This window comes from Mesorhizobium sp. M1227, assembly GCF_040318315.1.
In the GTDB taxonomy this organism is placed as follows: domain Bacteria; phylum Pseudomonadota; class Alphaproteobacteria; order Rhizobiales; family Rhizobiaceae; genus Mesorhizobium.
The window spans coordinates 1-24,650 of the sequence record NZ_JAMYLZ010000005.1 but is presented as its reverse complement, the minus strand read 5'-3'; the positions used below and the strand labels follow the sequence as shown (position 1 = coordinate 24,650).

The 24,650-nt window shown below is 63.2% G+C and carries 21 protein-coding genes; 9 read left to right on the top strand and 12 right to left on the bottom strand.

Features of this window, described 5'->3' with window-relative positions:
- Nucleotides 1–15: 15 nt before the first annotated feature.
- From NKH28_RS09135 to NKH28_RS09110, 6 genes are all read right to left on the bottom strand, one after another.
- Nucleotides 16–1,338 carry an NAD(P)H-dependent oxidoreductase gene (locus tag NKH28_RS09135; protein WP_352473396.1) on the bottom strand — a complete coding sequence of 441 codons (1,323 nt, stop codon included), beginning with the start codon at nt 1,336–1,338 and terminating at the stop codon, nt 16–18.
- A 214-nt stretch (nt 1,339–1,552) separates the two neighbouring features.
- On the bottom strand, nt 1,553–2,659 hold the full coding sequence (locus NKH28_RS09130; RefSeq protein WP_352978517.1) for a mandelate racemase/muconate lactonizing enzyme family protein: 1,107 nt from the start codon (nt 2,657–2,659) through the stop codon (nt 1,553–1,555).
- A 56-nt stretch (nt 2,660–2,715) separates the two neighbouring features.
- Nucleotides 2,716–3,447, bottom strand: coding sequence for a GntR family transcriptional regulator (locus tag NKH28_RS09125; RefSeq protein ID WP_352978515.1), 732 nt, complete (start codon nt 3,445–3,447; stop codon nt 2,716–2,718).
- Between the two features lie 294 nt (nt 3,448–3,741).
- Nucleotides 3,742–4,896 carry an efflux RND transporter periplasmic adaptor subunit gene (locus tag NKH28_RS09120; RefSeq protein WP_352502017.1) on the bottom strand — a complete coding sequence of 385 codons (1,155 nt, stop codon included), beginning with the start codon at nt 4,894–4,896 and terminating at the stop codon, nt 3,742–3,744.
- 16 nt (nt 4,897–4,912) lie between these two features.
- A complete protein-coding gene (locus NKH28_RS09115; protein WP_352978513.1) occupies nt 4,913–8,092 on the bottom strand; it encodes an efflux RND transporter permease subunit in 3,180 nt (1,059 codons plus the stop codon).
- Entirely contained in the window at nt 8,086–8,361 is a 276-nt protein-coding gene (locus tag NKH28_RS09110) for a hypothetical protein (protein ID WP_352489531.1), read from the bottom strand. The genes NKH28_RS09115 and NKH28_RS09110 overlap by 7 nt, the downstream gene beginning before the upstream one ends.
- Nucleotides 8,362–8,614: 253 nt before the next feature.
- Between NKH28_RS09110 and NKH28_RS09105 the strand changes: the two genes are divergently transcribed.
- A complete protein-coding gene (locus NKH28_RS09105; RefSeq protein ID WP_031211029.1) occupies nt 8,615–9,196 on the top strand; it encodes a TetR/AcrR family transcriptional regulator in 582 nt (193 codons plus the stop codon).
- A gap of 548 nt (nt 9,197–9,744) precedes the next feature.
- On the opposite strand, the gene NKH28_RS09100 is transcribed toward NKH28_RS09105, so the two are convergent.
- From NKH28_RS09100 to NKH28_RS09075, 6 genes are all read right to left on the bottom strand, one after another.
- Nucleotides 9,745–10,767 (bottom strand): LacI family DNA-binding transcriptional regulator, encoded by a 1,023-nt coding sequence (locus NKH28_RS09100; protein ID WP_352978511.1) that lies wholly within the window; start codon nt 10,765–10,767, stop codon nt 9,745–9,747.
- Nucleotides 10,768–10,827: 60 nt separating this feature from the next.
- Nucleotides 10,828–11,622, bottom strand: coding sequence for an ATP-binding cassette domain-containing protein (locus tag NKH28_RS09095; protein WP_023674040.1), 795 nt, complete (start codon nt 11,620–11,622; stop codon nt 10,828–10,830).
- Nucleotides 11,623–11,625: 3 nt separating this feature from the next.
- Entirely contained in the window at nt 11,626–12,612 is a 987-nt protein-coding gene (locus tag NKH28_RS09090; protein ID WP_352821826.1) for an ABC transporter permease, read from the bottom strand.
- A 107-nt stretch (nt 12,613–12,719) separates the two neighbouring features.
- Nucleotides 12,720–13,652, bottom strand: coding sequence for a substrate-binding domain-containing protein (locus NKH28_RS09085; protein ID WP_352473388.1), 933 nt, complete (start codon nt 13,650–13,652; stop codon nt 12,720–12,722).
- Between the two features lie 250 nt (nt 13,653–13,902).
- Nucleotides 13,903–14,697, bottom strand: coding sequence for an SDR family oxidoreductase (locus tag NKH28_RS09080; RefSeq protein WP_352821824.1), 795 nt, complete (start codon nt 14,695–14,697; stop codon nt 13,903–13,905).
- A gap of 78 nt (nt 14,698–14,775) precedes the next feature.
- Nucleotides 14,776–15,933, bottom strand: a complete 1,158-nt coding sequence (locus NKH28_RS09075) for a fumarylacetoacetate hydrolase family protein (RefSeq protein ID WP_352821822.1) — start codon at nt 15,931–15,933, stop codon at nt 14,776–14,778.
- Nucleotides 15,934–16,158: 225 nt separating this feature from the next.
- On the opposite strand from NKH28_RS09075, the gene NKH28_RS09070 reads away from it, so the two are divergent.
- The 8 genes from NKH28_RS09070 to NKH28_RS09035 all read left to right on the top strand — a co-directional run bounded on the left by NKH28_RS09070 (nt 16,159) and on the right by NKH28_RS09035 (nt 24,222).
- Entirely contained in the window at nt 16,159–17,442 is a 1,284-nt protein-coding gene (locus NKH28_RS09070; RefSeq protein ID WP_502898878.1) for an NAD(P)/FAD-dependent oxidoreductase, read from the top strand.
- An 84-nt stretch (nt 17,443–17,526) separates the two neighbouring features.
- Nucleotides 17,527–18,414 (top strand): ABC transporter permease, encoded by an 888-nt coding sequence (locus NKH28_RS09065; RefSeq protein ID WP_352473383.1) that lies wholly within the window; start codon nt 17,527–17,529, stop codon nt 18,412–18,414.
- Nucleotides 18,411–19,289 carry an ABC transporter permease gene (locus NKH28_RS09060; protein ID WP_352978510.1) on the top strand — a complete coding sequence of 293 codons (879 nt, stop codon included), beginning with the start codon at nt 18,411–18,413 and terminating at the stop codon, nt 19,287–19,289. Before NKH28_RS09065 ends, NKH28_RS09060 begins: the two co-directional genes overlap by 4 nt.
- The gene (locus tag NKH28_RS09055) at nt 19,274–20,344 is read left to right on the top strand and encodes an ABC transporter substrate-binding protein (protein ID WP_352899302.1); all 1,071 of its coding nucleotides are present in this window, start codon (nt 19,274–19,276) and stop codon (nt 20,342–20,344) included. The genes NKH28_RS09060 and NKH28_RS09055 overlap by 16 nt, the downstream gene beginning before the upstream one ends.
- A gap of 81 nt (nt 20,345–20,425) precedes the next feature.
- Entirely contained in the window at nt 20,426–21,034 is a 609-nt protein-coding gene (locus NKH28_RS09050; protein WP_352978508.1) for a cupin domain-containing protein, read from the top strand.
- Nucleotides 21,024–22,109: an ABC transporter ATP-binding protein gene (locus NKH28_RS09045; protein WP_352540135.1), complete on the top strand. Its 1,086-nt coding sequence runs from the start codon at nt 21,024–21,026 to the stop codon at nt 22,107–22,109. Before NKH28_RS09050 ends, NKH28_RS09045 begins: the two co-directional genes overlap by 11 nt.
- Before the next feature lie 34 nt (nt 22,110–22,143).
- A complete protein-coding gene (locus NKH28_RS09040) occupies nt 22,144–23,571 on the top strand; it encodes an aldehyde dehydrogenase family protein (RefSeq protein ID WP_352830770.1) in 1,428 nt (475 codons plus the stop codon).
- Between the two features lie 297 nt (nt 23,572–23,868).
- A complete protein-coding gene (locus NKH28_RS09035; protein ID WP_352821810.1) occupies nt 23,869–24,222 on the top strand; it encodes an ArsC family reductase in 354 nt (117 codons plus the stop codon).
- Nucleotides 24,223–24,650 lie beyond the last annotated feature (428 nt).

The window sequence follows — 24,650 nt, the reverse complement described above, 5'->3', positions numbered from 1 at the left end:
GGAGATCCGGCGGGGTCAGGCTGCGTTTGTAACGAACCGTCCGTCCGACTGGTCGAGACGGCGGCGGATCTGGGTTATCACCATCGAATCGTCGGGTACACAATTTTCATAGGTCAGGAAGTCGCCGGTCTTGAGCGGCTTGACCACCTTGGCGCGTTCGGCAAGGCCGAGCGGCAGGGCGCCGCGGGCGCGCGCATCCCCCCAGGTCATGGCGAAGCCGCGATAGTCATTCTCGCCGATCATGCCGAGAGATTGGCCCACACCAAGATCGCTCTTGGCGACCGCCACCGCCTCGGCGACCGGATGGTCGAGCGGCTCCATGTCCGCACGCTTGTAGACCACCGCACGCGCCGCCGACAGCGGCACTTCCAGGCTGGTCAGATGATAGGGCCGGAAGATCGTGAAATAGGGCCCCTTGCCGACCTTGAGGTCGATCATGCGCTCCAGCACACGCGGATGCCGGGTCTCGATGATGCAGAACACGCCGGGCGCCACACCCTTGCCGATCGAGTAATCGACCACGCCCTTGCGATGCAGCACGCCGCCATCCTCGCGCGGGCAAAGCACGCTGGCCAGTTCCTCCAGCGTCGCGGTCGGGCCGTGCATGCCCGGCACGTCGGGCACCAGCCCGGTCGCATTGGCGATCGCCACCATCTCGATCGCCGTCTTCGAGCCGTCGACGAATTCGACCAGCATGCGCGCATTCATGTTGCGCTCGGCCGCCTCCTTCTCGTAGTCGGCCGGCATGGCGTCGATCTTCAGCGGATTGTTCTTGCCCTTGCCGGCGGCGATGATGTTGAAGCCGAGGCTCTTGGCAAAGCCGATGATCTCCAGCGTGCAGGCGGGCTCGTCGCCGGCCGCACCGGTATATACGACGCCAGCCTTACGCGCTTCGTCCTTGAGGAAACGGCCAATGGTGATGTCGGCCTCGACATTGAGCATGACGATGTGCTTGCCGTTCTTCATCACTTCCAGCGCGAACAGCGTGCCGATATTGGGATTGCCCGTCGCGTCGATGATGACGTCGATCCGGCCGGCCGCCGCCAGTGCATGCAAATCTTCGGTCACCGCGATCTTGCCGGCCTCGATGGCGCGGTCGATCGCGGCCGCATTGCCGGCCTGGACGATGTCCGAATGGTCATGGCCAGCGAGCAGCGCCGCGTCGATCGCTGCCTGCGGCCTGACTTCGGAAATAGCGCCGATCCGCATGCCCGGCATCAGCGCGACCTGGACGACGATGTCGGTGCCCATCTGTCCGGCGCCGGCAAGCCCGATGGTGATCGGCCCCTGCTGTTCAGCGCGCTGCAGAAGTTCCGCTGCAAATTGCGGATGGGACATGTCGTTTCCTCCAGTTCCTGACGCGCCGCAGCGTCCAAATCAGCGTTTTGAACATTTCTATTTGCAAATAAAAAATATTTCAACCGGCAATTGGGCATTGTCGCTCTGCAATCGGCCGAAGACGATTGGATGAGCGGTCAATCCACACGGCCGTGCCTCCGCAGTCAGAAGGACGCGGCATATTCAGCTTGATTGGGTGCAGCCTTATTGCAGCTCAGCTGCCGATTTCGAAGAAGGGCGCACCAAGCAGGCCGGGAACGACATCGATGCCGAGGCCCGGCCCGTCCGGAATGCCCATGCGGCTGCCCGAAACCGGCGGCATGTTGGATGCGGTGCGCACCGTCACCCATTCGTGGAAGGCAATGGCGTGCAGCCGGCGCTCCTCCGGCGTCGACAGCGACAGATGCGCCATGGCCGATGTGTCGATCTCGGCGCCGCCAGTGTCCTCGACCGTGATCATGAAGCCGAGGTCGACGGCAAGGTCGCGGATCTGGCGCGTTTTGGTGACGCCGCCGAGGCGTGATATCTTCAGCGTCAGCCCGTCGGCGGCGCCCTTGCGATGGATATCGAGCATATCATCAAGCGAGGCGACGGATTCATCGAGCACCATCGGCTTGTCGAGCGAGCGGCGCACCGACAGGCATTCGTCGATCGTCGTGCAGGGCTGCTCGAACGTGTAGTCGATGGTGCGCGTCGCATCCACGAACTGGCGCGCCTGGTAAGGGGTCCAGCCGGCATTGGCGTCGCAGAAGATGACGGTGCCCTTCGGCACCGCGGCGGCAACGGCTGTGACGCGTTCGATGTCGTCATGGACGTTGCCGCCGACCTTGACCTGCAGCCGATGAAAGCCGTCCTTGACGATGCGCTTGGCGAGTGCGGCCATCGCGTCGACCGTGCCGTGGGTGACGACTTTGTAGAGTTCGGCCGTCACGCTCTCGCGTCCGCCGAGCAGGGTGACCAGCGGCACGTCGGCGGCGCGCGCCGCAAGATCCGAGCACGCCATGTCGAGCGCCGACTTGACGTAGGGATGGCCCTTGAACACCGTGTCCATAAGCCTGTTGATACTGGCAAGCCCGCGTGGGTCATGGCCAATGAGATGCGGCGCGATCTCGACGACACCGGCGCGAGTACCCGCAGCGAAGGCAGGCGAATAGAAATTGCCAAGCGGCGCCATCTCGCCCCAGCCGGTGAGCCCGCTATCGGCGGTGACGGCGACGATCACCGCGTCGAACGCATCGGCGACGCGCCCCTTGGACATACGATAAGGCCCGTCAACGAAGGGCTGCACGACATGGTAGACCTTGATGGTTTTGATCTGCACGTCTTCTGTCCGTTATCTGCGGTATTAAAGGTGGCCCGCCAAACTTATCGGGCTCATCACGCGGTTTCGGGCCGACCGCGGGTCGGGCTTGCACGACTAGCATCCTTTGAGCCGCGCTGTTCCAGCCCGCGCGCATAGGCGAGCAATTCCTCGAAATCGAAATCGATATGCTCCTTGGCGTGGCGCTGTGCGGCGCGCATGTCGCTGCCCTTGAGCAGCCGTACATAGGTCTCGTGAGCATCTTCGGCAGGCACCGGCTCGTTGCGCGCCCGCTGGTGCAACGCGAAATACATCTGCAGCCGGCTGGTCAGCCGTTGCCACGTTTCAAGTAGCACCGAATTGTCGGCCCATTCGTGGATCAGGCCATGCAGTTGCAGCGCTGTTTCGATCTGCCGCGTCGTGTCCAGTTCGCGCGTCGCCTGCTTCACCGCCGCATGACGCCGGTCGAGTTCGTCGAAGAAGCGCTGGTCGCGAAGCGGCCAGGTCCGCGCGATGGCGAACTCGTCGAGCACCTTGTTGAGCGAATAGGCGTCGTCGATGTCCTTGGCGGTGACGTCGATGACGAAGGTTCCGGCGTAGGGAATGCTGGTCAGGATGCCTTCCTGCACCAGCTCGCGCATCGCCTCGCGCAGCGGCGCGCGGCTCACCCGCATCTGCTCGGAAATCCTGAGTTCGTTGAGCTTCTGTCCAGGTTCCAGCTGGCCGGTCAGGATCGCCCGCCGGAGCAGCCCTACGATCTCGGCCCTGCGTGTCGTATCCACGATCGGACTGAAATCCAGCTTTGCCATTCGGCTGCTCCAGGGAACCGAAATCAAGACAAGCAGATTGTCGACAATCTAACAAGAGGCGGGTTGTGGATTTCTTGACTTCCGCTTGGCCGGCTGGCTTGCGGCGCCGGCAAGGCCGTCAGGCCGCACGGCCGCAAAGACCGACCCGTTCTTCATCGCTGAACATCACACCGGCTTCTCGAAGCCGGCGTATGTAGCGCTTTCCCCAAGGAATTGCGTAGAACGAAACATAGCAAAACGGCGCCCTTGGCGTGGGAGCCGAGGGCGCCGCGGAACCGGACCTGATGGGGGTTATCAGGTGGCCGGTTTCTCGGGCAGCGGCGAGACCGGCATTCCCGGGCCGATCTTCTGCAGATTGCCGGTAATCACCCGGTCGCCTTCGGCCACACCGCTCAAGATGGCGACCTGATCGCCACTGGTCGGTCCGAGCGAAACGATACGCTGGTCGACCGTGTTGTCCTTGCCGACGACATAGAGGTATTTGCCGAGCTGGCCTGAGCCGAGTGCCGTCTGCGGTACCATCAGCGCATCGGGCTGCTCTTTGACGTGCAGCCGGACGCGGACATATTGGCCGGGCAGCAGCGTGAACTTGCCGTTGCCGACCGTCGCCCGTGCCGTGATCGTGCCGGTCGAGCGATCGATCGTGTTGTCCATGAAGGTAAGATTGCCCTTCTGGCGCGGTTCCGTTTCACCGGGAAGCAGGACGTCGACACTGATCGGTCCCGCGGCGCGGGCTTCCTCGATCTGTGTCAGGTCCGTTTCGCTCGGATTGAAGGTGACGTAGATCGGATCGAGCTGCACCAGCGAATTGAGCACCGTGCCGGCAACGCTGACCAGCGTTCCAACGGAAGCCTGGCTGCGACCGATACGTCCCGCAAACGGGGCACGGATTTCGGTATAGCTCAAATTGAGCTCGGCGGTCCGCAAGGCGGCCTGGTTCACGGCAAGCGAGGCCTGAGCCTCACGCAAGGTGCTGGTGCGCTGGTCGAACACGTCCTTGGCGAGATAGCCGCTCTTGGCGAGTTCGCTGCCGCGCCCGAGATTGGAGCGCGCATAGTCGAGTGTTGCCGTGTCGCGCTGGATAAGCGCCTTCGCCTGCTCGAGGGCAGCCTGGAAATCCTCCGGCGCGATCTTGTAGAGAAGGTCGCCCTTCGCAACGTCGCTGCCGTCGGTGGCGACCTGCTCCTGCAGATAACCCGGCACGCGCGCCTGCAGCGTGATGCTGCGGATCGGCTCCACCCGGGCGGCGTAGTCGAGATAGATCGGGATCGTCTTCTTGACGACGCTCACCACCGGCACCGGCATGACAAAGGCTTCCGGCTTGGGTGTCGCCGCCCCGGCTGTGCCCGCGTTGAGGCTGAGGCTGCCCATGTCGAGCAGGTGAACGCTCGCCACCGAAATCGCCCCAAGGGCGACGGCCGTTCCCAGCGCGATTTTCCATTTACGCATGATCAATTCTCCAGTCCTATTCGGCCGCTTCGGCCAATGGCTCGAAGGCGGGTTCGGCAGTTGGTTGTTTGGTCGCTTCGGAAACCGGTTCGCTCTCGCTGCGGCGCTCGCGCAGCTGCTCGATCACCGCATAGAAGACCGGCACGAACACCAGCGACAGGATCGTCGCCGCGACCATGCCGCCAAAGACGGTGGTGCCGATCGACTGCCGGCTTGCGGCACCTGCACCTGTAGCGAACATCAGCGGCAGCACGCCGAGGATGAAGGCGAAGGCGGTCATCAGGATCGGTCGCAGCCGAAGCCGCGCCGCTTCCATCGCGGCGTCGACGATGCTGAGGCCTTCTTCGCGCCGGCGCCGGGCAAACTCGACGATCAGAATCGCGTTCTTGGCCGCCAGTCCGATCAGCATGACGAAGCCGATCTGCGAATAGACATCGATCTGCATGCCACGCAGCCAAAGCACGACGAACGCACCGAACAGTGCGAGCGGCACCGCCAGCAGCACCATGAACGGCATCGCCCAGCTCTCATATTGCGCGGCGAGGATCAGGAAGACGAAGACGATCGCGAGACCAAAGACCACGGATGCGATCGATCCCGCCTTGAGCTCCTGATAGGTGATGCCGGTCCATTCGTAGCCGAAATCTCTCGGCAACGCCGTGGCAGCGGCACGTTCCATCGCCGCCACCGCCTGGCCGGACGAAAAGCCGGGCGCGGCGCCGCCATTGATCAGGGCCGACGCATTGTTGTTGTAATGCGGCACGGTCTCGGGGCCGACGATCGGCACAAGCTTGCCCAGCGTGCTCAGCGGCACCATCCCACCCGAGGCATTGCGGACATAGAGCCGCGAAATGTCGGCCGGACCGGCGCGAGAGTCCTTGTCGGCCTGGATCGTCACCCGGAAGGTGCGGCCGAACAGGTTGAAATCGTTCACATAGAGCGAGCCGAGATAGATCTGCAGCGTATTGAACACGTCCGGCAGGTTGAGCCCGAGCAGCTTCGCCTTGGCGCGATCGAGATCGTAGTTGAACTGCGGCGTCGAGGTCGAGAACGACGAGAACAATTGCTGCGGGTTGAGCTCGGGCTGCTTGCGCGCCTCGGCAATCACCGCTTGCGTCGCATCGTTGAGCGCCACGCTGCCGCGGCCGGTCAGGTCCTCGACCTGGAACTCGAAGCCACCGGTGGTGCCGATGCCCGGGATCGACGGCGGGTCGAAACTCAGCGCAAAAGCCTCCGGAATTTGCAGCAGCTTGTTGCGCACATCGGCGACGAGCTTCGAGGCGCTCTGGTCGGGGCCGCGTTCGTCCCATGGCTTCAGGATGGCGAATTCGACCGCCGAGTTCGACTGCGCGGCGCTGGTCAGGAAGTTCAAGCCGCTGATCGAGCCGACGATGTCGACGCCGGGCGTGTTCTGCAGGATGTCGCGTGCCTTTTGCGCCACCGCGTCGGTGCGTTCCAGCGAGGCCCCGTCGGGGAGCTGGATGACGACGAAGAAATAGCCCTGGTCCTCGACCGGAAGGAAGGTCGAGGGCAGGCGCTGCCAGACGAAATAGGTCGCGACAAGTCCGGCTGCGAATACGCCGAGCATGATCCAGCGCAGGCGGATGAGAATGCGCACACCATTCGCATAGGCATGCGCCAGCCGTTCGAAGCCCATGTTGAACCAGCGGAACAGCACGAACTGCGTTTCCGGCCGGTGGCGCAGGAAGGCGGCGCTGAGCGACGGAGTAAGCGTCAGCGAGACGAAGGCCGAAATGCCGAAGGAGATCGCCACAGTCAGGGCGAACTGGTTGTAGAGCCGGCCGGACACGCCGGGAATGAAGGCAACCGGCACGAACACAGCCATCAGCACGGCGGTCGTGGCGATGATCGGGCCGGTAACCTCTGCCATCGCCGCACGCGTGGCAGCCAGCGGTTTGAGGCCGGCCTCAAGTTGGCGTTCGACATTCTCGACCACGACGATGGCGTCGTCGACGACGAGGCCGATCGCCAGCACCATGCCGAGCAGGCTGAGCATGTTCAGTGAGAAGCCAAGCATATGCATGACGGCCAGCGTCGCCACCAGCGACACCGGAATTGCGATCGTCGGGATGATCGTGGTGCGCCAGCTTTGCAGGAAGATGAACACCACGGCGACGACCAGGACCAGCGCTTCGCCGAGCGTGATCAGCACGTCGTGCATTGAGGCCGAAACGAAACGTGTCGTATCGTAATGCATGGCGTAGCTGACGCCCTTCGGGAAACGGGCCGACAGCTCCTGCATCTTGTCCTTGACACGCTGCTGCAGATCGAGCGCGTTGGAGCCCGGCATCTGGTAGACCGCGAGCACCACCGTCGGGTCCTTGCCGAAGAAGGCCGACGACGAATATTGCAGCGCACCGAGTTCGATGCGCGCAACGTCGCGCAGCCTGACCAGCGAGCCGTTGGCGGTATTGGCCCGCACGACGATGTCGCCGAACTCCTTGGGATCGCTCAGCCTGCCGACGGCGTTGACCTGCATCTCGAAGGCGGTGCCGGCCGGAGCCGGTGATTGCCCGATCTTGCCGGCCGCCACCTGGACGTTCTGCTCGGCGACGGCGTTCTGCACGTCGACGGCAGTAATGCCGAGATTGGCGAGCTTGTCGGGGTCGAGCCAGATGCGCATCGAATAGCGCCGCTCGCCGAAGATCTGCACGTCGCCGACGCCGGGCAGGCGCTTCAGCGGATCGACCACCTGCAGATAGGCGAGATTGCTCAGCGCGACCGGGTTGACGGAACCGTCCGGCGAGGTGAGGTCGACGATCAGGACGAAGTTCGGGTTCTGCTTCTTGATCGTCACGCCGCCCTGATTGACGATGGCCGGCAACGAGGAAGCCGCCTGCGAAACGCGGTTCTGGACGTCGACGGCCGCCGTGCTCAGGTCGTAGCCAACGTCGAAGGTGATCGTGATCGTCGAGGAGCCGTCATTGGAGCTCGACGACGACATATAGGTCATCCCCTGGACGCCGTTGATCTGCTGTTCGAGCGGCGTCGTCACCGTGTCGGCGACGACCTGCGCGCTGGCGCCCGGATAATGGGCGCTGACCACGACCTGGGGCGGCGTGATGTCGGGAAACTGCGAGACGGGCAGGAGGAAATAACAGATCCCTCCGGCGAGCACCATGATGATGGCGATCGCCGACGCAAAGATCGGACGATGAATGAAGAAGTTTACCATGATATGCACGCCTCGCCCGATGCTCTGGCCCGGCCAAAGGCCCTGGCCACCCTGGACAGCCGCCGGCTGCGCGTTGAGCCGGAATCTTCGAGAAAGCCGAAATCTTCCACAAGGCGGCGCGGCGCATTGCGGCGCTCGGCCTGCTCATCCGCCAGCGCACGCAGCATCGCCTCGAACGACCGCGGGTCGACGCGGTCGGCCTTCATCAGCATGCGGATCATCGGATCCCTCACGACTTCATCGATCGTCAGATCATTGCGCTGCGACATCGAAGCGGCTCCTGGTTTTTGGCGATCCGCGGCAAGCCCCGGATCGGGTGTTTTCTTGCTCGCCGGCCGAGGCCGTAAGGTGCGGTTCGTCCCCTTGCCGATCGGGGCGGGGCTGGTGGCCGGCACTTGCGAGTTTGACATGATGCAATGCGGGTGTTACAGGTAAGTAACATCTCTAACGTTACAGACCGGTAACACCCTAGTCAAGAGGTGCACCGAGGGAATTTCGGGAAACGCAATCACGGAGGTTTTGATGACAGACGGTGTTGTGGAGCGTGTTCGCCCCCGGGACAGGATCCTGGAGACGGCACGGGACATGTTTCACAAGCATGGCATTCGCGGCGTCGGCATCGACGCCATCACCGAGGCCGCCGGCACCAACAAGATGACGCTCTACCGGCATTTCGAGTCCAAGGACGACCTGATCATCGAATGTCTGCGGGCGACCGCTTGCAGCGCGAACGCGATGTGGGAAAAGTTCGAGGCCGAGAATCCGGGCGACAAGCTGGCGCAGCTGCATGCCTGGGTCCGGATGGCGGCCGATTGCCTGATGTCGGATCGTCGCGGTTGCGACATGGCCAACGCCGCCATCGAGCTGAGCGAGGCCGATCATCCGGCAAGGCAAGTGATCAAGGAACTCAAGGAAGCGCAGCGCGAGCGGCTGGTCTCGCTGTGTCGCGATGCCGGCATCGGCCAGGCCGAGCTTCTTGCGGACACGCTGTCGCTGTTGCTCGAGGGCGCCCGCGTCAGCCTGCAAAGCGTCGGCGCCGAGGGCCCGAGCGCGCAGTTCGTCCGCATGGCGGAAGGCCTGATCACGTCTTTCAGGGCAAGATAATCTCGCAAGCGGCGAAACGACACGTGGCGTTTCGATTGCGGGCCGCGCCGCCGGGTGATGTCTCGTCCCATCGCGATGTGCCATCTCGCGTCTTCTGTGCCGATCCTCCGCACCATGGCCGGCGCGGCGTTGATTGCTGGTCGTGAGGCAGGATAGGGCCGCCGGCGAACCGGTGAGAGTGACAAGTGTGACAGGATTCTGCCCGACAAGCCGCGGCGGTCGCAGCGAAGCTCATCGATCCGCGGATCAGCAAACGTGTCCGGTGCTGTCCCGACCGCAAGCATTGGCCGCTATCCCGGAGCCGGAACAAAAAAAGCCCGCTGCCGGGAGGAGGTGGCAGCGGGCTCGATTTCGAATACGGCACGGGAGGAGGTGTACCGCACTCAGCGTCGGCATCGCATCTGGGAGGAGTAGATGGCCGACACCTGCGAAACTATCGATTGCCCAATGATTCGGCAACCACAAAAGTTGCATAGGTGATGTGCAGATTTGCGGTATCAACCGAATTTTAACGATCCACTGGCCCGAGCCATCGCCGTCGCACGACATCACTGCACCGGGACATTTTCCTTGAAGATCAGGCGCGGCTCGATGAATTTCCGCGTCAGATAGGGCGCCGACGAGGCGATCGAGCCGAGAAGGCGAATGACCGACTGTTCGGCGATCAGCCGCGCATTCTGGTCGATGACGACGTCGAGCAGATCGTCGACCAGATAGCCGCGCGTCTCGCGCGTCAGATCATGGCAGATGAACACCGGCTTCGTCTGCGGCCTGACTTCGAGCAATGCTTTTGCCACGCCCGAGCGCCCGGCGCCGATACAGTAGATGCCGAGCAGCTCCGGCTCGTTGTGCAGCGCCTTCATGGTCGCGGTATAGCTGACCTCCGGCTCGTCGTTGATCTCGACGGCGCTGGTGACGGTCAGATTGGGGAACTCCTCGCCGAGCACGGAGCGAAAGCCCATCTCGCGTTCCTCATGGCCGCGGTAGGAGCGTGAGCCGACGACCATCGCCAGATGGCCCTGGCGGCCGCCGAGGAACCGTCCCATCAGCAGCGCCGCCGTACGGCCGGCCACCCGGTTGTCGATGCCGACATAGGCCGAGCGGGGCGCGCCGGGAACATCGGACACCAGTGTGACCAGGCGGATGCCGGCCTCGACGATCTCGCGCAAGATGTTGCGCGTTCTCGGATGATCGATGGCGATGACGCCGACGCCGTTCGCCTTGAGCGAGAGGTTTTCGACGGCCGCCTGCAAGGCGCTCGGCGAGATGCCGGCGAGCTTGTGGATGCGGCAGGAGGCGACCAGCGGCAGGCGCGCCGCATAATCCTCGATGTGTCTGGCCAGATCGGCCATGAAGGCATTGCTGCCGATCGGCAGGAAGAATTCGAGATGCGCCGGCCGCGACGGCAACGCGACCTGGTCGACGACCGGCAGATAGCCGAGCTGCTTGGCCGCCTCCATGACGCGCTGCCGGTTGGCGGCACTGGCCCCCGGCCGGTTGTTGAGCACGCGGTCGACCGTCGCGGTCGACAGGCCGCAGCTCCTGGCAATATCCGAAACGGTGGCTTTCATGTCGCAACCATGTGGCGATGCGATCCAGTGCCTTGACGATCAGGCGGACCCCCCGGCTGCTCAGCCGGGCCGTTGCGTGCCCTCGACCAGCGCGTCATGGATCTCCTTGTCCGACATGCCGGTGATGACGCGTTCGACTTCGGCGACGCTGGTCTTCTTCGGGTCGATATCGTCGGCGACCACCTTGCCGCGGCGCATGACGACGATGCGGTCGACCACCTGGAAGACATGATGGATGTTGTGGGCGATGAAGATGCAGGAATGGCCGGAATCGCGGGCGCTGCGCACGAAGCTCAGCACGCCTTGCGTTTCGGCGACGCCGAGATTGTTGGTCGGCTCGTCGAGGATGATGAGGTCGCTGTCGAAATGCATGGCGCGCGCAATCGCCACCGCCTGCCGCTCGCCGCCGGAGAGCGAGCCGATCGGCGTCGTCGGCGGGATGTTCTTCGAGATGCCGACCTGCTTGAGCAGGTCGCGGGCAACCACGTTCATTGCCTCCTGGTCCATCCGATTGAGGAAGCGCGGCGGCTTGATCGGCTCGCGCCCGAGAAACAGGTTGCGGGCGATCGACAGCTGCGTCACCAGCGCCGAGTCCTGGTAGATCGTCTCGATGCCATGCGCGATGGCGTCGCTGGTACTGCGCAAATTCACTTTCTTGCCGCGGATGAAGATGTCGCCGCTGGTCAGCGGGACCGCGCCCGACAGCACTTTGATCAGCGTCGACTTGCCGGCGCCGTTGTCGCCGAGCAGGCCGACGATCTCCCTTTCGTTGACATGGAAATTGGCATCAACCAGCGCCTGCACGCGGCCATAGGACTTGCGGATATTTTCCATGCGGACAAGCGGTTCGGCCATGGTTCAAGTCCCTGCCTGATGCCGGCGTTCCAGCCATGAATGGAGCGCCATCATGCCGAGGATGATGGCGCCGATGAAAATATTATAGGCAAGGCCCGGCACACCGATCAGCACGATGCCGTTGCGCATCACGCGCAGGATCAGGATACCGAGCACCGTGCCGATGATTGTGCCGCGCCCGCCTGTCAGCGCCGTGCCGCCGATCACCACCATGGCGATGACTTCGAGCTCGTAGCCGGTGCCACTGTTGGGGTTGGCCGCCGAGGTGCGCAGCGAGGAGATGACGCCGGCAAGCGAGGCCAGGATCGACGACAGGATGAACAGGCCGATCTTGACACCGCTGACATTGACGCCGCGCGCCCTTGCAGCACTCGGGTTGCCGCCGGCTGCCTGGATCCAGTTGCCTGTCCGGCTCTGCGTCAGCACGTAACCGAGCGCGATTGCGGCGGCGATGAACCAGAACAGCGACATGTAGATACGGAACGGCCCGATGAAGAAATCGCCGACCAGCGCTTCCGCCAGCCAGCTGCCCTCGGCGCTCCAGGTCCGCTGCGGAAACCCGTTGGTGACGAACAAAGCGGTGCCGCGCACCACCAGCAGCATGCCCAGCGTCACCAGGAAGGACGGGATCTTGAGCTGCGTCACGAACCAGCCATTGACCAGTCCAATGAACGCAGCGATCACCAGCGCAATGACGAAGGCGGCTTCCAGCGAGGCGACGCCGCTGTTGAACAACGTCCACATCAGGACCGGCGAGAAACCGAACACCGAGCCGACCGAGAGATCGAATTCGCCTGATGTCATCAACAGCGTCATCGCCAGCGCGATCAGCCCGAGCTCGACCGTGAAGGCCAGCGTGTTCGAGATGTTTTGCGGCGACAGGAAGTCGTGGTTGATGCCCCAGAACACGGCGATCTCGACGACGAGCAGCACAAACGGCCCGAACTCGGGCCGCGCGATCGAGCGTTGGATAAGAGAACGATTTTCCACCTTGGACCCGCGATAGGATTGGATTTGGCCGCGACCGCAACCGGCTTCGGCGGAATGCTGAGACGGTCACGGCCGCAGAAGCGGCCGTGACCAACTCGATCGCGGATTTATTTGCCGGACAGGATCTTGTCGTAGACTGCCGCGGTGTCCTTCTCGTAGAGCGCGCCGGTGATCACGTCGAAGCCGGGCGGAATACCGCTCGCCGCCATGTTGGCGAGCGAGAGCGCGACGTAGCTGGTCGCCTGCGGATCCTGCCACTGCGCGGCATTGACGTAGCCGTTCAGCACTTCCTGGGTGGTGTCGAGCGAGTTACCCCAGCCGACGACCGGGATTTCGCCCGGCTTGACGCCGACCTGGTCGAACACCCGCTTGATCGAACCGGTGACAAGGTCGCCGAGGCCGATAACCGCCTTGACCTTGGCCCTGTTGGCAGTGAGGTAATCGACCATGCGGTTGATCACTTCGGCCTGGTCGAGCGTCGCTTCGGTGATTTCGTAGGTGATGCCGAGCGGCTCGAACACGCTCTTGATGCCTTCCTCTTCCTGGACGCCATAGGTGGCGCCGGGAATCTCGACCGGCATCCAGACGAAGTCGCCCTTCTTCACAAGGCCCTTGTCGACCAGATACTGCGCCCAATGTTTGCCGAAGGTGACGTTGTCGCCGCCGACATAGGCGTTGAAGTCCGCCTTCGGGTCGGGCGTGTTGAAGTTGATGATCGGGATGTTCGCCGCCCGCGCTTCCTTGGCGATCTCGACAAGGCTGCCCGGATCAGGGCTGGTCGTGGTGATGCCGTCGGCCTTGGCGGAAATCGCGGCGCGAACAGCCTCCTGCTGCGACGCCACGTCGCCATTGTGGAACGACGTATTGACGGTGTTGCCGGTGTCCGCCGCCCATTGCTTGGCGCCGGCAAGGAAGTAGGTCCAGACCGGATCGGCCGGGCCGCCATGCGAAATCCAGTAGAACGTCTTGGCCTGTGCCGCGGCCGGAATGGCCAGCGCCACCACCAAGCCAAGTACAAGCAGTCTTAGCCTCGTCAGCATTTGATTTCCTCCCATTTGAACCGAACTCCTCCTCCGACGACGATCGCGGCCAAAAACCGTGCGCGGCCAAAGCCGTGATCGCATTTACCAGCGTCGACCTGGGCGCATTAGAGCATTCCCTTTTTTGATCGATGGCAAGCCTCGATTGCCAATGGACGTTGGCGCAAGGCACCGCGCCATCAGCAATCCCATCAGATTGCATCAGTTTGGCTGGTATTTTCCAGGCGGCCGACGATCGGCCTTGCGACCGTCATGCAATCCCGCGCGGCGGCGCGCCGAGCACGTGTTGCTCTAGGTCGATAAGCGTCCCGGTCATCAGCCCGGAGGCGTCGCTGAGCAGGAACAGCGTTAGCTGGGCGACTTCGTCCATGGTCAGCAATCGACCAAGCGGCAGGCCGGCGGCGGCAATCTTTGCCCAGTTTTCGCCCTTGCCCAGCGTGCGCGCCTGCATCTCTTGTTCGGCCGGCGTCGCTACCCAGCCCATGTTGATGCCGTTGACGCGGATGCGATCGGAAAGATGCGCGTTGGCAATGTTTCTGGTCAGCGTCGAAAGCGCGCCCTTGGTTGCGGAATAGATGGCAAGGTCCGGCGCACCGCAATGCGCATTCACCGACAGTATGTTGACGATGGCCCCCGCCGCCCGCCGTGTCTTCATGTCGGCTACGGCCGCCTGCATGAGGAAGAACGGCGCGCGCGCATTGACGGAAAACAACCTGTCCCAGTCGTCGATTGTGCCAGTTTCCAGCGAGGCCCGGTCGGTGAGGGCCGCGGCGTTCACCAGACAATCGATGCGGCCAAGTCTTTTGATCGCTTCCGCCATGACAGCTGCAGGCGCGGCCGGATCTCCAAGGTCGGCCTGGATGAAGACGACGGGCCGGCTTGGTCGTGAAAGCTCTTCGGCGATGCGTCTGCCACGCTCGGCATTGCGGCCGACAATGGCGATCCCTTCGCCGCCGTCGGCTGAGGCCAGCCGGGCGATGGTCTCGCCAAGCCCTTGCGTTCCGCCGGTAACGACAAGGGTCTTGCCCTCAAGAGCGACGATCAATGGACTCTCCCGAATGCCGACGAGCAGGTAATTTCCAATCAGAGAATTCTAGAATCTATCGGATGTTAGGCTGGGGGACTAGATGAGGTCGGCCCTGGCGAGGTCGCGCATCAGGTGGCTGGCACCGTAAGTCCAGTGCGGACAGTCGGGCGACAACCGCACCCGGTTGACCAAGGCGCCGAACTTCTCCGACGAGATGGTGACGATGTCGCCGACCTTGTGGGTAAAGCCCTTGCCTGTTTCGCCGCGATCCTTCGACGGCACGAACATGGTGCCGAGATAGAGCGCCAGCCCGTCGGGGTATTGGTGATGCGGCCCCATGGCGGCGGCGACCAACTCTTCCGGCGAGCGGCTGATCTCGGCCATCGAACTGGCACCCTCCAGCGAGAACCCATCCTCGCCTTCGACCTTCAGGCGTACGATCGCCTGCTTCACGTCGCCAATGGAAAACGTCTCATCGAACAGCCGGATAAAGGGGCCAAGTGCTGCCGAAGCGTTGTTGTCCTTGGCTTTGCCGAGCAGCAGCGCCGAGCGCCCCTCGACGTCGCGCAGATTGACGTCGTTGCCGATCGTCGCCCCGACAATCCTGCCGCTGCTGGCGGCAATCATGGCGATCTCCGGCTCCGGATTGTTCCATGTCGAAACCGGATGCAGGCCGACATCGGCGCCGAAGCCGACCGAGGCCATCGGCTGGCACTTGGTGAAGATCTCGGCATCGGGGCCGATGCCGACTTCCAGATATTGCGACCAGGCGCCGCGCGCAATCAGCTTGGCCTTGATCTCCATCGCTTCCGGCGAGCCGGGCTTGAGCTTCGACAGATCGTGGCCGATCAGCCCGGCGATGTCGGCGCGAATGGCGTCGGCCTTTTCCGCCGAACCGCGCGCCTGCTCCTCGATCACCCGTTCGAGCAGGCTGACGACAAAGGTGACGCCAGACGCTTTGATCGCCTGCAGGTCGACGGGGGACAGCAGGTACGGTTTCCCCGGATCGCGCGCTGTCTCGAAACTGCTGGCGGCAATGGCATCGAGCGGGCCGATCGGCCGCCCCTTGGCCGAGCGGACGTGCCCCGCCGGATCCGGCAATTCGCAAACGTCGCGCACGGTCGGCGCCACATTTGACGTGATGTCGAAGACCGTGCCGTCACGCACCGTAACCACCAGCGGATGGGAAGCAGCGCTCGCCCGGGCGCGGCCCACGAAGAGGCCTTCGGCGGGCAAATGTGTGGCGTTCGTCATGGCTTACATTTCCTGTTGTCTTGTCCTTCGGCCGCGGCACTTTCAACAAATTCCCGCCAAAGGTCTATCCCGCTTGCAGGGCGAGCTTTGTCAATTCTTTCAAGCGGTCTTCGCATCGCCGGACCTTGATCGAGCCTGACGTGCGCCAACGGCGACGGAAAACGCTCTTTCAAAATAATGAAACCGTCGCTAGGGTTTTCACCTACTGAAATCTCCAGGTGACGCTTGCCCGTACGGTTTTCCGATCCAATCTGGCAGAAGCCGCGGACAGCCACCGCGTTCCAGTCGCTTTTTCCCGCCGGCCAATGCGTGGATGTCGTTATCGTCGGCGGCGGTATCATGGGGCTGTCGACAGCCTTGCACGCTGCCCGGTTCGGCCTTGCTGTCCAGGTGCTGGAGGCCGGCGAAATTGGCAATGGCGCATCCGGCCTGAACGGCGGTCAGGTCATTCCCGGCCTGAAATACGATCCGGATTGGCTGCTGGAGCATTTTGGTCTCGAACGCGGCGAAGCGCTCGTCAACTTTGCCGCCTCGACCGCTGACACCGTCTTCGAATTGATCCGCGACGAAAGACTGGCGGTGCCGTTCGTCCGCAATGGCTGGATCCAGGCCGCGCATACCGAGACCGCGCTGAAAGCGGCGGCGAACCGGGATCGGCAGTGGCGCGCCCGCGGCGCTGATGTCCGGCTGCTGAGCGGGACCGAGATCGCAACGATGACCGGCGCGCAAGGCTATCTCGGCGGCTGGCTCGATCGCCGCGCCGGTGTCATCGATCCGCTCGCCTACACGTCGGAACTGGCGCGCGTCGCTGCAGCGGCGGGCGTGAAGATCGCCGAACGCCAGAACGTGATGCAGATCAGCAAGGATGCCGGCATTTGGCACGTTTCTACGGAAAGCGGCGCCGAACTCAATGCCAAGGCGGTCGTTCTGGCGACCAACGCCTATACCGGCGACCTGCTCCCCGGCCTCGCCGAGACGATCGTCCCGCTGCATTCCTTCCAGATCGCGACAGCGCCGCTATCGTCCAATCTCGCGGCGGCTATCCTGCCGGAAGGGCAGGCAGTGTCGGATTCGCGCCGCATCCTCGTCTATTATCGCAAGAGTGCCGACGGCCGTCTGGTGCTCGGCGGGCGCGGCCGCATGGCTTTGCCGAACGGCCCGGCCGACTGGGCGCATCTGGAGCGCGCGCTGCTGCGGCTTTATCCGGCGCTGTCAGACATTGCCATTGAAAAGCGGTGGTTCGGCCGGGTGGCAATGACGCCGGACCATCTCCCGCATATCCACGAGCCAGAGAAGGGTCTGCTGGCGGTCGTCGGTTGCCAGGGCCGCGGCATCGGCCTGATGACCGCGCTTGGCGAGCGCATCGCCTCCTACCTGTCGAGCGGCGACACCAGGCAATTGCCGTTCCCGGTCTCGCCGATCCGGCCGATTCCGTTTCATGCGTTTCGGCAGGTCGGCGTCGCCGCGACCATCGCCTGGTACCGGATGCTGGACGCGTTCGAACGCTGACGTTCATGCCCAAGCATGAAACAGCTTGACAATTTCATAAATATGAAAAAAGCTTAATCGATTTCAAATTTCGATGGACAGCCGATGTCGACCATCGTCGTAACGCAGTCGTTGCCGGAAACCCGGTCTTCGCCGGCCTTCCGCTTCGCCATGCTGCTGCCCGGCGGGCTGGTCACCTTCTTGCTGATCCTTTTCGCCCTTGGCCTGGTGTTCTTTCTCGCCTTTCGCGGCAATGACGGCTCGCTGCTGGGGGCTGGTTTCACCCTTGCGAATTTCGTCACTGTGGCCACCGATCCGCTGTACTGGACGGTGACGCTGCGCTCGCTGGGTATCGCCGGCCTGGTGACGCTGGCAACCGTCGTCACCGCCTATCCCGTTGCCTACTATCTGGCTTTCCATGCCGGGCGGCGGCGCGGGCTGCTGTTGTTCCTGCTGACCCTGCCGTTCTGGACCAGCTATCTCCTGCGCGTCTTCGCCTGGAAGATCGTGCTTGCCTATAATGGCGTGCTGAACTCGGCGCTGATCGAAAGCGGCATCTGGTCGGAGCCGACATTGGCCTTCCTTAATACGCCGGCAGCGGTCGTCGTCACGCTTGCCCACGCTTATGCGCCGTTCGCCATCCTGCCCATCTATGTGGCGCTGGACACGATCCCGAAATCGCTGCTCGAAGCTGCTTCCGATCTCGGCGCAAAACCGTTCACCAGCTTCCGTCGCATCGTGCTGCCTAATTCGATGCCGGGCGTGCTGGCGGCTGCTCTCGTCGTCTTCGTGCCGACCGTCGGCGATTATGTGACGCCGGCGCTGGTCGGCGGCCCTGCCAGTACAATGATCGGCACACTGATCCAGGCCGAGTTCGGCAAGGCCAATGACTGGCCGTTCGGCGCCGCACTCGCCGTCGCCGTCATGCTGGTCATTCTCGCGGTGGTGCTGGTGGTGCGCTTCGCCGACCGGCGATACGGCAGCCGCACATGAACACGGCGCGCCTGGACGCAAAGCAAGGCGGCGGCTGGCTCGGAGCCTACGTCCTTGCCTATCTGGTGTTCCTGTATCTGCCGATACTGCTGATCCCGCTGTTTTCCTTCAACAATTCGATCCAGGCGGCATTTCCGCTGCAAGGCTTCACGCTTGAGTGGTACGGCACACTTTACGGCAATTCGGCGCTGTCCGGTGCGCTTGCCACCAGCCTCGTCATCGGCGCCATTGCCGCCACCGGCGCAACACTCTGCGGCATCACCGTGTCCTATATCGACCTCTACGGCCGCTCGCCGCTGGCCGCCACGATCAGTGCCATTGCGCGGCTGCCGATCCTGATCCCCGGCGTCATCGTCGGCATCTCGCTGCTCATCCTGGTCAATCTCGCCGGTTTCGGGCCGTCGCGCATTGCCATTGTGCTCGGCCATATATTGGTGGCGCTGCCGACGACGGTGGTGGTCATGCGCAGCCGCTTCGCCGCCATCCCGAAGACCATCCGTGAGGCAGCGCTCGACCTCGGCGCCTCGGACTGGACGACCTTCAGACGGGTGATGCTGCCGCTCAGCCTGCCCGCCATTATTTCGGCGTTCATGCTGGCCTTCCTGACCTCGTTCGACGAGTTCATCGTCGCCTTCTTCCTTGCCGGCACCGAGCCGACGCTGCCGCTTTATATCTGGAGCCAGCTGCGCTTCCCGAAATCGCTGCCGACCGTCATGGCGCTCGGCACGGCGATCCTGGCCGTGTCGTTCGTCATCGCCGCACTCGCCGAAATCCTGCGCCATCGCGGGCTTGCCGCCACCCGGCGGCCAGCGCCCGCCAGCCTGTCAAAACCAGAAGAAACCGAAAGAGGAGAACTGCAATGGCATTCGACTTGAAATCGATAACGGCAAAGACAGCGAAAACCGGACTGGCTGCTTTCGCGCTGGCGCTTGCGTCGACTGTCGCCTTTGCCGGCGACAAGCTGCAATATTTCACCTGGTCGGGCTACGAGCTGCCCGACTTCAACAAGAGCTTCCTCGCCGCGCACCCCGATGGTGTCGAAGCCTCGATGTTCGGCGACGACGATGACGCCTTCACCAAGGTCAAGGCCGGCTTCCGCCCCGATGTCGCGCACCCTTGCTATGACAAGGTGGCGCGCTGGAACAAGGAAGGCCTGCTGCAGCCGATCGACACCAAGCGCATCAAGAACTGGGATTCGATCTTCCCGGTCTTCAAGAACCTGCCCGACCTGCAGGCCGGCGACGGCAAGGTCTGGATGGTGCCGTGGGACTGGGGCAATACCTCGATCCTCTACCGCACCGATCTGGTGAAGAACCCGGAAGCCAGTTGGAACCTGCTCTGGGACAAACAATATGCCGGGCGCATGGCGACCATCGATGCCGTCCACGACACACCGGTGGTGGCGGCCCTTCTGGCCGGCGTCAATCCATTCGACATGACACCGGAACAGATGGACAAGGTGGCGGAAAAACTGCGCGAGCAGCGCCCGCTGCTCTCGAACTACACCACCGACATGACCTCGGTCGAACAGGCACTGGCGAGCGGCCAGCTGGTCGCGGCCATGACCTGGAACGCCTCGGCCACCTCGCTGAAGAAGCAGGGCGTGCCTGTTGAGTTCATGAAGCCGAAGGAAGGCATGCTGACCTGGGCCTGCGGTTTCGTCATGCTCAAGGACGCCAAGAACGTCGACCTAGCCTATGACTTCATCAACAGCCGGCTGGAAACGGATTCCGGAAAGTATCTGATCCAGGCCTACGGCTATGGCAGCTCGACCAGCTCGGCTTTCGCCGCTGTGCCGAAGGAGGAGTTGGAGAAACTGCAGCTGCCTTCCGATCCCGAGGTGATGCTGAAGACCACGATCTTCACCGGGCCGATGAAGCAGAATGACGAACTCGCCAAGATGTTCGAGAAGGTCAAGGCAGGCGGCTGAGTTCGCTCTTCCTTCTCCCACAAGGGGGAGAAGGGAAGACCACGCGGCGCCGGCCAAAAATACTGTAACAAGGACGAACGAATGGACATGCTGGACGAAGCGGCTGAGAAGCCGAAGGACGACGCCGACGTCAGGGTCGGCCGGCGCGTGCGGGCGCTCAGGCTGGAGCGCAATCTCTCGCTGGCCGAACTTGCCGCCAAAGCCGGCGTGTCGATCGGTGCACTGAGCCAGATAGAGCGCGGCATGTCGTCATTGCGGGTGCGAGTGATCTGGCCGCTCGCCGCCGCCCTCGATATAGAGCCGTCGGCGCTGATCGCTGACGGCAAGGATGTCGGCAACGATCTTTATTGTGTGCGCGCCAACAGCCGGCGTCAGATCCCGGTCAAGTCGGAAGGCATCGCCAAGGCGCTGCTGTCGCCGCCTGCCGCCACGCTGACCGGCATGCTGGTGACCGTTGACGCCGGTGGCGGCACCGCCGAAGCTTACTCCCATGCCGGCCATGAATTCGGCTTCGTCCTGTCGGGCGAGGTCGAGCTGGTGGTCGATTCGACCAGATACGGGCTGAAGGCCGGCGACAGCTTCGCCTTCAGGAGCACGTTGCTGCATGCCTTCCGCAATCCGGGCAGCGAGCGCTGCCAGATCCTGTGGGTCAACACCACCAAGCCGTCCGAGGTTCGCGATGGCGCCTGATCCGCTCGTCCGGCTGGACAAGGTCTCCAAGATTTTCCCCGGCGGCATCGTCGGGCTCGACGCCGTCGATCTTGACATTGCCCGCGGCGAGTTCCTGACCTTGCTCGGACCGTCCGGCTGCGGCAAGACCACCAGCCTGCGTGTCATCGCCGGCTTCGAGAGCCCGTCGAACGGCAAGGTCCTGCTCGAAGGCCGCGACATCACGGCGCTCAGGCCCTTCGCCCGTCCTGTCAATACCGTGTTCCAGGACTACGCGCTGTTCCCACACATGAACGTTGCCGAAAATGTCGGCTTCGGCCTGTCGCTGCGCAAGCTCTCCGGTGCCGAACAGGCAAAGCGCGTCGGCGCAGCGCTCGACATGGTCGGCCTTGCCGAGAAGCCCGGCGCCCGCGTGTCCGAATTGTCGGGTGGCCAGCGCCAGCGCGTCGCACTTGCCCGCGCCATCGTCTGCGAGCCGCGTGTGCTGCTGCTCGACGAGCCGCTGTCGGCGCTCGATGCGCATCTGCGCGAGCAGATGCAGGTCGAACTGAAGCGGCTGCAGTCGCGGCTTGGCACCACTTTCGTCATGGTCACGCACGACCAGACCGAGGCGCTGTCGATCTCAGACCGCATCGTCGTCATGAACAAGGGCCGCATAGAGCAGATTGCGCCGCCGGCGACCCTTTACGACCGGCCCGCCACCAAATTCGTCGCCAGCTTCATCGGCACCATGAACCTTCTGCAGTCGCGCTTTGTCGGCCGCGATGGCGAGCGCTTGCGGTTCGCCGCCGGCGCCCTGCCGCTGGAAGCGGTTTCGGAGACGGGCGAACTGCCTGGCGAGGGCACGGTGCGCACCATCGGCGTGCGTCCGGAGGATCTTTTGGCGACGACCGAGGCCACGGCCGGCACTGTACCGGTGCGGGTGAACAGCATCGTCTTTCACGGCCGCACCTTGCGCCTTCATGCAGAGTTGGGGCAGGGGACACAGGTGGTGATCGACGCGCCGCGCCGGACAGAGGGTTTTCAATTCAGCGTCGGCGACGTGGCGCATATCAGCCTGCGCCGTGGTGCCAACTGCCCTATGCTGCCTAGCTAGTCTCACTCATTTCCACAAAACCGGAGCACGGCCCATGAGCAATCATCTCAATTTTTTCATCGGCGGCAAATGGGTCGGCCCGGTGGTTCCCGCAACGCTGGATGTGATCGATCCGTCCACTGAAGAGGCCTACACCAAAATCTCGGTCGGCTCGAAAGCCGATGTCGACAAGGCCGTGGCTGCAGCCAAGGCGGCATTCCCGGCCTTTTCGCAAACGACCAAGGCCGAGCGCCTGAAGCTGCTGAAGCGTATCCTCGACGTCTACAATGAGCGCTACGAGGACATCGCCCAGGCGGTCAGCCAGGAAATGGGCGCGCCGATCAGGTGGGCGCGCGAGGCGCAGGCCTGGGCGGGCAGGGCGCATATGGAAGCCACTATCAAGGCGCTGGAGGATTACGAATTCAGCGAGAAGCGCGGCACCACCATGGTGGTCAAGGAGCCGATCGGCGTCTGCGCGCTGATTACACCGTGGAATTGGCCGCTCAACCAGATAGTCTGCAAGGTGGCGCCGGCCATCGCCGCCGGCTGCACCGTCATTTTAAAGCCTTCCGAAATCGCGCCGATCAGCGGTATCATCTTTTCCGAGGTGATGGACGCCGCCGGCACGCCGAAGGGCGTCTACAATATGGTGAATGGCACCGGTCCGGATGTCGGCCAGGTCATGGCTGGCCATCCCGACGTCGACATGGTCTCGTTCACCGGGTCGACCCGGGCCGGCATCATCGTCGCCAAGACGGCGGCCGAGACCGTCAAGCGCGTGGCGCAGGAGCTCGGCGGCAAATCGGCCAACATCGTGCTGCCCGACGCTGACTTCGAGACGGCTGTGCGCAAGGGTGTCAACGCCTGCTTCGGCAATAGCGGCCAGTCCTGCGATGCGCCGACCCGCATGCTGGTGCCGGCCGGCCGTCACGACGAGGCGCTGACGATCGCCAGAAAGGCCGCCGAACGGCACAAGGTCGGCGACCCGCGCTCGGAGGAGACCAAGCTCGGGCCGGTGGTCAGCAACGTCCAGTTCGACAAGATCCAGCGGTTGATCGAGGCAGGTATCGCCGAGGGTGCGACGCTGGTCACCGGCGGCCCCGGCCGGCCGGAACACCTCAACCGTGGCTATTATGTGCGACCGACCGTTTTCGGCCACGTCAGGCCTGGCATGACCATCGAGAAGGAGGAGATTTTCGGGCCGGTCCTGTCGGTCATCTCCTACGATGACGATGACGATGCGGTGAAGATCGCCAACGACACCGTCTATGGCCTGGCTGCCTATGTGCAGTCCGGGGATATCGACCACGCCCGCAAGATTGCCAGCCGGCTGCGCGCCGGGCAGGTCTCGATCAACTATCCGGAATGGGACACGTTCGCGCCCTTCGGCGGCTACAAGCAGTCCGGCAACGGCCGCGAATACGCCGACTGGGCCATCCACGACTTCCTCGAGATCAAGGGCATCATCGGCTACGGCGCCTGAGCGTTCAACATTGGCATTACGCCAACCGTCAAGTTTGTTGCGAGCGTTGGTGCCTCGGCACCGGCGTTCGGTTGAACGGCCACGACGGCTCCGTGGCCGCAATGTGAGTGCGAAGCAGGGTCGCCTCAGATCGTCTTGAGATAGCCGGCCAACTGATCCGCCACCGTGCCTCAGCCGTCGTGAAAGCCCATCTCCTCGTGGCAAGCGTGAAAATCGCCGACTGCCGGCGAGGCCGCTGGAAAAGTCAGAGGCGCGGTTTTACGGTGCCGCTAGAATCGACCGGTCCGAGGATCCGTTTTGACGATCACCATGTACGGCATTACCAATTGCGATACGGTCAAGAAGGCGCGTTCCTGGCTGGCGAGCCATGATGTTGCCTATCGCTTTCACGACTACAGGGCAGACGGGCTTGAAGCGGATCGGCTGAACGGCTGGTCAGGCAAGGTCGGCTGGGAAATCCTGCTCAACAAGGCGAGCACAACGTTCCGTGAACTGTCGGAGGAGGACAGACTGGGCTTGGACGAGAACAAGGCCAAGGCGCTTATGCTGGCCAAACCGACGATGATCAAGCGTCCGGTGCTGGAACTTGGCGACAGGGTTCTCGTTGGCTTCAAGCCTGATGTTTATCAGCAGGCGGTGAGTGGGAAATAGAACCGACCCGCCATGATCCGTCGCGCGCCCCTCTGTCCTGCCGGACATCTCCCCCACAAGGGTGGAGATTGGCAGCTTAGGCGCTCCGCTCGCCACTGCGACCTTGGAGATTGGCGAAAGCCGGCGACATCCGATCTCCCCCCTGTTTGGACCGGAGACATCGCGCTCGTGTCCTCGAATGGCATCCGGAACCTCCCGGCGCAAAGCGCGCCAAACTGTTCGCGATGTCCTCGCACACCTGTTCGCGATGTCTCCGGTCGATAGTGTGCTGAAGGTTCTGCAAAAAGTTTTGGAGAGAGAACGGCGCTTGCTCTGAGGGGCGAGCGGCCATGGCACGGTGGTGACGTTGCGATCACCGATTCCCGTGGAAGGGGAAGTGCCATGACCAATCGAGACGTTAGACTGAGCAGAGGCGAGTTGAAAGCGTT